Here is an 8,638-nt window from a genome sequence, read left to right as displayed (position 1 = left end):
ACGAAAAGCGTGTCGAGTTGACACCCCTACTCACATGCAGCAAGAGCTATGGCGCGACTCGTGATGGGACCCCACCGCCGGTTCCTCTTTGCTAAGGACGGCTCGCCTTCGGCGTCGCACCGATCAACCGGCTCGCCTTCGGCATCGCGGCGATCAGGTGTTCCCCTGCCTTGCGCTGCCCTGCCTACCCGCGTGCCACCCAGTCCCGCTGCCCAGCTCTGCTACCTCGCGGGCGCCCAGCCCCGCTACCTCGCGGGCGGGGTCACCGGCTCGTTCAGCGACGGGATCTTCGCCTTGAACGCCTTCACCATCGCGTCCCTGCCGATCGAGTTGAACTCCTTGCCCAGGGTTCGCATGATCGAGTTGGCCGTGGGGCGGTACAGGCCCGTCTTGTAGTAGCGCGCACCCTCGACCGGCGCGATCACGCCGCCGTCCGGGGACGGCTGGCCCAGGTAGTCGCCCCACTTCGCGCCCGTTGGGTCCTTGGTCACGTTGATCTCGCGTGGTTCGGTGCCCGTGTAGTTGACGTACGGGTAGTCGTACTCGTCTGCCAGGCCGCCGATCGAGTGGCCCAGTTCGTGGATCGCGATCTGGCCCGCTTGGGCGTTGGAACCTGAGGCGGTGGCCACTGAGCCGCCTGCGCCGCCGTACTTCGTGGTGTTGCCGAGGGCGATCACCTGGTCGGCCTGGGGGGCTTGGGCTGCGAACTGCTTGGCCTTCGTCTCGTTCACGCAGAGGAGGCGCTCTGTGTTCGCGTCTCGGCCCTGGCACCAGAAGCCCATGTCCAGGGCGGTGTTCTTCAGGATGCCCTTGGTCGGGTCGTGGTCCACGCCGGACTCCGGGGAGACGACGTTGACCTGCCAGACGTTGAAGTACTGCTTGTAGGTGGCGAAGGGTTCTACTGCGGAGAGCTCTTCCCACTTGCTCTTCACGTTCGCGGTGTAGGTCGTGAGGTCGTCGGCTGTGTAGCCGTCGCCCACGAAGACCAGGTCGAAGCGCTCTGCCGAGTCGCCGGTCACCTGGACCGGGATCACGTCGGCCTCGGCGAGGGTGCGGAAGTCCGCTGCTTTTTCCGCCGGGGGCTTCGGGGTTAGGGCCTGGGTTATGGAGCCGTCCTCGCTGAAGACCTCGCGCCATTCCATCGCCGGGGCCGCGCCGCCGGCCGGTACCTGCGCGAAGAGGGCGAGGGCGGTGACGGTCAGTGCTGGGAGTAGCAGCCGCGAACGATGCATGTGTTGACGCTAAGCAACCGTGACGTCACCCACAAGCGGCAATAGTTGGCACTTTTGGCCCAAGGATTGTCTTGGGTCTGAAACGGACACCGGTCGTCGCGTGATCTGGGCAACTACCTACTCTGAGGGTTGTGAATCCCACCGATCTGGCGATCTCCGGGCCGCTGCTGCTGGCCACCGGGGTTGCCCTGCTCGCTGGTTTCATCTCCTTCGCGTCGCCCTGCGTGGTGCCGCTCGTGCCCGGCTATCTGGCCTACCTGGCCGGACTGGTCGGTGCCGAGGCGCCTCGGGTCGAGGCCAACGAACCCGCCAAGCAGGGGCGTTGGCGTGTTGCCGGGGCCTCCTTGTTGTTCGTGCTCGGGTTCACGGTCGTGTTCGCGTTGGCGTCGATGGCGATTCTCGGGGCGTCGGACGCGTTGTTGCTCAACGCTGATCTGTTCCAGCGCATCGGTGGTGTCGTCACGATCCTGATGGGACTGGTGTTCCTCGGGCTCGTTCCGGCACTGCAGAAGGACGTGCGGTTCCACACGAAGCCGCAGGCCGGGTTGTTCGGGGCGCCGGTGCTCGGGGCCGTGTTCGCGCTCGGGTGGACGCCCTGTCTCGGGCCGACGCTTGCTGGCGTGCTCGCCGTGGCGCGCAGCACGGAGATCGGGTCGTCCACGGCTCGTGGGGCTGTGTTGGTGCTTGCGTACTGCCTGGGTCTTGGGTTGCCGTTCGTGGTGCTTGCGCTCGGGGCGCGGTGGGCGCTGGGTGTGACGAAGTGGCTGCGCACGCACGCCCGGCAGGTGCAGATCTTCGGCGGCGTGCTGCTGATCCTGGTCGGGATCGCGCTGGTCACCGGGCTCTGGGGTGAGTTCGTCGGGTGGCTGCGCTACTCGTTCGTCGACGTCGTGGAGTTGCCGCTCTAGTGATCGCCTTCCTGCGCAACACGTGGCGCGGCCTCACGTCGATGAGGACCGCGCTGACACTGCTGTTCCTGCTCGCGCTCGCGGCGCTGCCCGGCGCGTTGCTGCCGCAGCTCTCGCTCAACGCGAGGAAGGTCGACGAGTACGTCGCGGCCAAGGGCTGGTGGGGCGAGCTGCTCCAGAAGCTCGGGTTCTTCGAGGTCTACGCGACGCCGTGGTTCGCGGCGATCTACCTGCTGCTGTTCACGTCCCTCGTCGGGTGCCTGCTTCCCCGCACGTGGGAGTACTTCAAGCAGATGCGCGCGAAGCCGGTGCTGACGCCGCGCAATCTCTCGCGCATGCCGCACCACGCGCAGGCCGAGCTCGACATCACGCCGGAGGAAGCGGTCGGCAAGGCCAAGAAGGCCATGCGCGGCTGGCGGATGGAGACCGGTGAGGGCACGGTCAGCGCCGAACGCGGGTTCCTGCGCGAGACCGGCAACCTGGTCTTCCACTTCGCGCTGCTGGGCCTGCTCGTGTCGTTCGCGCTGGGCAAGATGTTCAACTACGAGGGCCAGATCATCGTCCAGGCCAACGGTGGCCAGTTCTGCAACGGCGGCATCTTCAACTACGACCAGTTCCGGCCTGGGCTGCGCGTCGACGGCACCGACCTCACGCCGTTCTGCGTCGAGATCGGCAAGTTCTCCGCTGACTACCTCGAGAACGGCCAGCCCGTCGGCTACCAGGCCGACATCCGCTACCAGTCGGGCGACGACCTCGCGTCGAACACCTGGAAGCCGTACACGCTGCAGGTCAACCACCCGCTGCGCACCGAGGGCGACCGCCTCTACCTGCTCGGCCACGGGTACACGCCGACGTTCACGGTGACGTTCCCCAACGGCGAGAAGCGCACGCAGGGCATCCAGTGGCTGCCCGCCGACCAGCTCACGCTCGCCTCCGAGGGCGCGACCAAGTTCGACCCGCCGGGCATCACGGACTCCGAGACCCGCCGCAAGAACCAGATCGCCGTGACGGGGCTGCTGGCGCCGACGCCGTTGCTGCACGGCGGCATCCTGACCTCGAAGTACCCCGCGCTCAACGAACCGATGGTCGCCGTCGACGTGTACCGCGGCGACCTCGGCGTGGACGACGGGCGCGGGCAGTCGATCTTCTCGATCGACCAGAAGATGGTCGACCAGGGGCGTCTGGCCAAGGTCGCGCGCAAGAACCTCGCGGTGGGCGAGGAGATCGTGCTCGACGACGGCACCAAGGTGCGCTTCGACTCCGTGAACGACTGGGTGTCGTTGCAGGTGTCGCACGACCCGACACAGGTTTACGTGCTCGCCTTCGCCGTGCTGATCATCCTCGGCCTGGGGGTCTCGCTGACCGTCAAGCGCCGCAGGGTGTGGGTGCGTGCGACCCGTCTGGACGACGGGCGTACGTTGGTCGAGGTCGGCGGGCTCGCCCGCACTGACCAGGCGGGATACGGCGAGGAGTTCACGCGGCTCGCCCGCGCGGTGCTGAACGAGGAGAAGTCCTGATGCCGGTCAACGAGACCCTTGCGACCTACAGCGACTGGCTGTACCGCAGTGCGCTGGGCGTCTACCTCTTCGCGATCTTCCTGTACGCGGTGGAGCAGGCGTTCGCCCGTGCTCCGCGCAAGGCGCTGGTCGGCGCCGGCGGGCCGGACGTGCTCGTCGACGAGCCGAAGAGCGAGCCGACCAGGGCCGAACGCCTCGGTCGCATGGGCGCGGCGCTGACCGTCCTCGGCGCGGTGCTGCACCTCGGGTCGCTGGTCATGCGCGGTCTGTCCGCCGGGCGCGCGCCCTGGGGCAACATGTACGAGTACATGTCGCTGCTGTGCCTCGCGGCCGTGGTGACGTGGATCGTGCTGATGGCCAAGTTCCCGATCCGCCGCCTCGGCGCGTTCGTGCTGACGCCGATCCTGATCCTGCTGTTCCTCGGCGGCACCGTCCTGTACGCCGAGTCCGCGCCCGTCCAGCCTGCGCTGCGGTCGTACTGGCTGGTGATCCACGTCTCGGTGATCTCGATCTCGTCCGGCGTGCTGCTGATCCCCGGCGTGACGTCGATCCTCTACCTGCTCAAGGACTCGAAGTCCGACCGCTTCCCGAAGCTGCCGTCCGCCGACGTGCTCGACCGCATGTCGTACCGGACCACGGTGCTCGCGTTCCCGCTGTTCACGGCCGGGATCATCTGCGGTGCGATCTGGGCGGAAGCGGCGTGGGGCCGGTTCTGGGGCTGGGACCCCAAGGAGACGGTCGCGTTCGTCTCGTGGGTGGTCTACGCGGCGTATCTCCACGCACGCGCGACGGCCGGTTGGCGTGGCCGTGGGGCCGCATGGATCAACATCGCGGGCTTCGCGCTCAACGTCTTCAACCTGTTCTTCATCAACTTGGTTACTAGTGGGTTGCATTCGTACGCAGGTCTCTAACGAGTTAAGCCCCCACGTCGATGGAACCGTCGGCGGTTGCGTACCGTCGCAACCCGGGGGTCGGGGAAGTCTCGGTCTCTCTTGCTCAGGGAGGGCCACAGCGGTGAACTGGCAGTCACCGGGTGAGGAACAGGGCTCCGGCCCGCAGTACGTCGACCCGCAGGCGGCGGCCTACCTCGACCCGCAGCAATCCGGCCCGCAGCACGTCGGCGGCAGCCAATCAGGCCCGTACAACGTGGGCGGCAACCAGTCGGGGGCGTACCAGGTGCCCGGCAACGCCTCCGGCCCGTACCAGGTCCCCGGCAACGCTTCAGGCCCGTACCAGGTGCCGGGCAACGCCTCCGGTCCCTACCAGGTCCCCGGCAACGCCTCGGGCCCCTACGCGGTGCCCGGCAACGCGTCCGGTCCCTACCCGGCGCCCGGTTCGCAGTCCGGCCCGCACCAGGTGGGCGGCGGCCAGTCGGGCGGTTATCCGGTCGGCGGCGGCCAGTCCGGCCCGCACAGCACGCCCCAGAACCCGGCCCAGAACCCGGCGCAGTACGGGCAGTTCGCCGGCCAGCCGTTCCCGAACAACTTCCCGCAGCAGGAGTACCGCTCGCAGGCCGAGCAGGTGTCGTCGCAGCAGCTGATCAAGAAGGACAAGCGGCCGCCGACGTCCGGCTGGCGCAAGTCGCTGCACTCGATCACCGGCGGCGCCATCAACCTCGGTGAGAGCCCCGCCGACGTGCGGCGACGCGAGCTGATCGCGCGGATCAACCAGCCGCTGCGCGGGTGCTACAAGATCGCGATGCTGTCCCTCAAGGGCGGTGTCGGCAAGACCACGACGACCACGACGCTGGGCTCGACGTTCTCGTCGCTGCGCGGTGACAGGGTGATCGCCGTCGACGCGAACCCCGACCGCGGCACGCTGGCGTTGAAGATCCCGCGCGAGACCACGGCGACCGTGCGTCACCTGCTGCGCGACGCACCGCGGATCACGAAGTACAGCGACGTGCGCGCGTACACCTCGCAGTCGCCGGCACGTCTTGAGGTGCTGGCGTCCGAGCAGGACCCGGCCGTGTCGGAGGCGTTCAGCGAAGAGGACTACCGGCGCACGGTGGCGTTGCTGGAGCACTTCTACAACATCGTGCTCACCGACTGCGGCACCGGCCTGATGCACTCCGCGATGAAGGGCGTGCTGGACGAGGCGGACCTGCTGGTCCTCGTGTCTTCCGGTTCGGTCGACGGCGCGCAGACGTCAGCCGCGACGCTGGACTGGCTGGAGGCGCACGGCTACCGCGAACTGGTCGCGAAGTCCGTGTGCGTCATCAACTCGGTGCGCCCGAAGTCGGGCAAGGTCGACCTCGACAAGCTCGCCGCCCACTTCCAGCAGCGATGCCGTGCCGTGGTCCGCCTGCCGTTCGACGAGCACCTCGAAGAGGGCGCCGAGATCGCGCTGGACCAGCTCGCGCCGGAGACCCGCCTCGCGTTGCTGGAACTCGCCGCGGTGGTCGCGGACGACTTCCCGCACAACTGAGCGGGCCTGCGTCACTGGCGGAAAGGGGTCCTGGGATCAGGGCCCCTTTTCCGTTCACTCGTCGCGCTTGCGCTGCTCGTCGAGCTTGCGCAGGAACTCCGGGTCGTCGTCGGGCGCGATCACCTTGCGGCCTGGGGTGTACTCCGAGTGCTGCGGGGCGAACGCTCGCCACACGAGCACAGCCACGGTGAGCGCACCGATCACCGCCAACAGGTAGATCATCGTGTCGCCACCTCCCTTTGCCCCGAGATTACCCGCGGCACAGGGGTTACTACGGTTTCAGTGGCGGACGGGTTCAGTCGCCTCGGTCGTCAGCTCCGAAAGAAGCTGCTTCACCTCGGTCTCACGGAACCTGCGATGTCCTCCAGGGGTGCGGATCGAGCCGATGCGACCTGCGGTGGCCCATCGGGTCACGGTCTTCGGGTCGACCCGGAACAGATTGGCGACTTCCCCAGGCGTCAAGAGCCGCTCGGTGGCTGCAGTCACTCGTCCTCCTCAGATCAGACGTTCTGGTCTGATCGTGGCATCTGACCCATCAGGTACTCGAACGCTTGTTTTTTGGTAAAGAGGTAGTAAGGGACGAGAGGCGCGAACCGGACACAGGTGACGGCCCTCCTCTGTGACCGCTGCTACGTGAGTGCACGCGTGGGGCATAGGGTGTTCCGGGTGGATGCTCTTGATCGACAGATCATCGCCGCACTGCGCACCAACGGACGGGCCACGTACGCCGACCTCGGCAGGCAGGTCGGCCTGTCCGCGTCCGCCGTGCACGAGCGGGTCGGCAAGCTCGAGTCCAGCGGCGTCATCGTCGGCTATCACGCGGTCGTCGACCCCAGCGCCGTCGGCCTGGGCGTGACCGCGCTGATCGGCATCCACCCCACCGACATCGCGGACGACAACGAGGTCGCGGTCGCGTTGGCCGAGCTCAACGAGGTCGAGTCCTGCTACCGGGTGGCGGGCGACGAGTCGTTCATCGTCAAGGTCAGGGTGGCGACGGTCGACGACCTGGAGCGCGCGCTCGGGCGGTTGCGACGCATCCACGGCGTGGCCCGCACACGCACCACTGTGGTGCTCTCCACGCGGTTCGAGGGACGCCCGAACACCGGTGACGAGGAAGGCGACGTAACCTGAACGGGTGCTCGCTCGTGATGTGACGCTCTACGTCCTCGCCCGCCTCGGCCTCGTCGCGGTGGTGACGGGCGCGCTCATCTTGTTCAAGGTTCCTTTGCTGCCCGCGCTGGCCGTCGGTGTGGTCGTGGCGCTGCCGGCGTCGTTGTTCATCTTCAAGGGACTGCGGCAGCGGGTGGCGGCAGGCCTCGACGCCCACCAGGCGTCGCGCAGGGCCGAGCGCGACAAGCTGCGCTCCGAACTGCGTGGTGACGAAGGTCCTCTCACCCAGGCGTAGGACGTCTGCCCGGTTATCGTGCGGGCTGTGAGTACCTCCGTTGACCGCGTTTGCAGCAGGACCAGGCACTGGGTGTGCGAGGCCGTCGGGATCATCGAGGCGGATGCGAACCGCAGCGCGGACACGCACCTCCTGCGGTACCCGTTGCCGCTCGAATGGGGCATCGACCTCTACCTGAAGGACGAGTCGACGCACCCCACGGGTTCGTTGAAGCACCGGCTGGCCCGTTCGTTGTTCCTCTACGCGATCTGCAACGGCTGGATCACCGGTGGCACGCCCGTGATCGAGGCCTCCTCCGGTTCGACGGCGGTGTCCGAGGCGTACTTCGCGCGGCTGCTGGGGCTGCCATTCATCGCGGTGATGCCCCGCTCGACCTCGGCGGAGAAGGTCGCGCTGATCGAGCGCCAGGGCGGCCGGTGCCACTTCATCGACGAGCCCTCGGCCCTCTACGACGAGTCGCGGCGACTGGCCGCTGAGCTCGGCGGCCACTTCATGGACCAGTTCACGCACGCCGAGCGCGCCACGGACTGGCGGGGCAACAACAACATCGCCGAGTCGATCTTCGAGCAGATGAAGCTGGAGCCGTCGCCGGAACCCGACTGGATCGTCGTCGGCGCAGGCACGGGCGGCACGTCGGCCACGATCGGCCGGTACATCCACTACCAGAAGCTCAACACGCGCCTCGCCGTCGTCGACCCCGAGCACTCGGTCTTCTTCGACGCCTGGCGCGACGGCAACCGCGACCTGGTGGCGACCCGCGGGTCGGGCATCGAGGGCATCGGTCGGCCGCGGGTGGAGCCGTCGTTCATCGGCGAGGTCATCGACCGCATGATCAAGGTGCCGGACGCGGCGTCCGTCGCGACCATCCGGTACGTCGAGGACCTGCTCGGACGGCGCGTCGGCGGCTCGACCGGCACGAACCTCTGGGGCGCGTTCCAGATCGTCGCCGAGATGCGGCAGTCCCGTGCGCGCGGGAGCGTGGTGACTTTGCTCTGCGACGGCGGCGAGCGTTACGCGAACACCTATTACGACGACACATGGGTAGCGGCACAGGGCATGCACCTCGACCCGCGCCTAGAACGCCTGAACAACTTCCACCGCACGGGGAACTGGTGACGAGGGTTGTGCGTCACAGCGTGACCTGAGCAC

At 67.7% G+C, this 8,638-nt stretch carries 10 protein-coding genes; 7 read left to right on the top strand and 3 right to left on the bottom strand.

The genetic code is table 11. The features are described from left to right. Nucleotides 1–245 precede the first annotated feature (245 nt). Nucleotides 246–1,232, bottom strand: coding sequence for a M64 family metallopeptidase (locus ACFWN2_RS36665; RefSeq protein ID WP_382435150.1), 987 nt, complete (start codon nucleotides 1,230–1,232; stop codon nucleotides 246–248). A 131-nt stretch (nucleotides 1,233–1,363) separates the two neighbouring features. Here ACFWN2_RS36665 and ACFWN2_RS36660 point away from each other — a divergent pair, with 131 nt between their 5' ends. From ACFWN2_RS36660 to ACFWN2_RS36645, 4 genes are all read left to right on the top strand, one after another. Continuing rightward, entirely contained in the window at nucleotides 1,364–2,140 is a 777-nt protein-coding gene (locus ACFWN2_RS36660) for a cytochrome c biogenesis CcdA family protein (protein WP_382435149.1), read from the top strand. A 41-nt stretch (nucleotides 2,141–2,181) separates the two neighbouring features. Then, nucleotides 2,182–3,657, top strand: a complete 1,476-nt coding sequence (locus tag ACFWN2_RS36655; RefSeq protein ID WP_382435154.1) for a cytochrome c biogenesis protein ResB — start codon at nucleotides 2,182–2,184, stop codon at nucleotides 3,655–3,657. Then, nucleotides 3,657–4,568, top strand: coding sequence for a c-type cytochrome biogenesis protein CcsB (ccsB, locus tag ACFWN2_RS36650; protein WP_382435148.1), 912 nt, complete (start codon nucleotides 3,657–3,659; stop codon nucleotides 4,566–4,568). The genes ACFWN2_RS36655 and ccsB overlap by 1 nt, the downstream gene beginning before the upstream one ends. Nucleotides 4,569–4,671: 103 nt before the next feature. Next, complete coding sequence (locus ACFWN2_RS36645; protein WP_382435147.1) at nucleotides 4,672–6,084, top strand: AAA family ATPase; 1,413 nt, start codon at nucleotides 4,672–4,674, stop codon at nucleotides 6,082–6,084. A 54-nt stretch (nucleotides 6,085–6,138) separates the two neighbouring features. Here ACFWN2_RS36645 and ACFWN2_RS36640 read toward each other — a convergent pair whose 3' ends face one another. Then, nucleotides 6,139–6,306: a hypothetical protein gene (locus ACFWN2_RS36640; protein WP_086667950.1), complete on the bottom strand. Its 168-nt coding sequence runs from the start codon at nucleotides 6,304–6,306 to the stop codon at nucleotides 6,139–6,141. 57 nt (nucleotides 6,307–6,363) lie between these two features. Then, complete coding sequence (locus tag ACFWN2_RS36635; RefSeq protein ID WP_089915625.1) at nucleotides 6,364–6,570, bottom strand: BldC family transcriptional regulator; 207 nt, start codon at nucleotides 6,568–6,570, stop codon at nucleotides 6,364–6,366. A gap of 180 nt (nucleotides 6,571–6,750) precedes the next feature. On the opposite strand from ACFWN2_RS36635, the gene ACFWN2_RS36630 reads away from it, so the two are divergent. The 3 genes from ACFWN2_RS36630 to ACFWN2_RS36620 are packed head-to-tail and all read left to right on the top strand — an operon-like array spanning nucleotide 6,751 to nucleotide 8,605. After that, nucleotides 6,751–7,215 (top strand): Lrp/AsnC family transcriptional regulator, encoded by a 465-nt coding sequence (locus tag ACFWN2_RS36630; RefSeq protein ID WP_253322543.1) that lies wholly within the window; start codon nucleotides 6,751–6,753, stop codon nucleotides 7,213–7,215. A gap of 4 nt (nucleotides 7,216–7,219) precedes the next feature. Further along, a complete protein-coding gene (locus ACFWN2_RS36625; RefSeq protein ID WP_382435146.1) occupies nucleotides 7,220–7,489 on the top strand; it encodes a DUF4229 domain-containing protein in 270 nt (89 codons plus the stop codon). Between the two features lie 27 nt (nucleotides 7,490–7,516). Next, nucleotides 7,517–8,605: a PLP-dependent cysteine synthase family protein gene (locus tag ACFWN2_RS36620; protein WP_382435145.1), complete on the top strand. Its 1,089-nt coding sequence runs from the start codon at nucleotides 7,517–7,519 to the stop codon at nucleotides 8,603–8,605. Nucleotides 8,606–8,638 lie beyond the last annotated feature (33 nt).

It is taken from the genome of Lentzea sp. NPDC058436 (assembly GCF_042721515.1).
GTDB lineage: Bacteria > Actinomycetota > Actinomycetes > Mycobacteriales > Pseudonocardiaceae > Lentzea.
Note: the sequence above shows the minus strand (reverse complement) of the source record. Positions and strands in the feature narration are given on the sequence as shown.

Coding starts and splice junctions, on each gene's coding strand:
- ACFWN2_RS36665 (WP_382435150.1), bottom strand. CDS start 1,232: ATGCATCGTTCGCGGCTGCTACTCCCAGCACTGACCGTCACCGCCCTC.
- ACFWN2_RS36655 (WP_382435154.1), top strand. CDS start 2,182: ATGAGGACCGCGCTGACACTGCTGTTCCTGCTCGCGCTCGCGGCGCTG.
- ACFWN2_RS36640 (WP_086667950.1), bottom strand. CDS start 6,306: ATGATCTACCTGTTGGCGGTGATCGGTGCGCTCACCGTGGCTGTGCTC.
- ccsB (WP_382435148.1), top strand. CDS start 3,657: ATGCCGGTCAACGAGACCCTTGCGACCTACAGCGACTGGCTGTACCGC.